Genomic DNA, 414 nt, shown 5'->3' with positions numbered 1-414 from the left:
ACCGCCGCCATAAATTCGGCAGGGTAATGTGCCTTTAACCATGCTGTATGATAGGCAACCAGTGCATAGGCTGCGGCGTGTGATTTGTTAAAACCATAGCCAGCAAACTTTTCCATATAGTCAAAGATATGGTTCGCGGTTGCCTCATTAATATCTTTCTTGGCAGCACCTTCAATAAAGATCTGGCGCTGTTTGACCATTTCCTCGGGTTTCTTTTTACCCATGGCGCGACGCAGCAGGTCCGCGCCACCCAGCGTATAGCCTGCACAGAACTGTGCTGCCTGCATGACCTGTTCCTGATACACCATGATGCCATAAGTGGGTTCCAATACACTTTCAAGCAATGGATGCAGATATTCAAACTCGCCACCATGCATACGGTGGATAAAGTCTGGAATCAGGTCCATCGGGCCA

The 414-nt window shown here is 48.8% G+C and carries 1 pseudogene; it reads right to left on the bottom strand.

Annotated features, from left to right (window positions below):
• Positions 1 to 414: pseudogene (locus B4H32_RS08035) on the bottom strand (DNA polymerase III subunit alpha); the annotation flags it as partial.

It is taken from the genome of Acinetobacter sp. UBA2063, assembly GCF_002333245.1.
GTDB lineage: Bacteria > Pseudomonadota > Gammaproteobacteria > Pseudomonadales > Moraxellaceae > Acinetobacter > Acinetobacter parvus.
The sequence above is the reverse complement of the archived record's forward strand: the minus strand, read 5'-3'. Positions and strand labels throughout refer to the sequence as shown.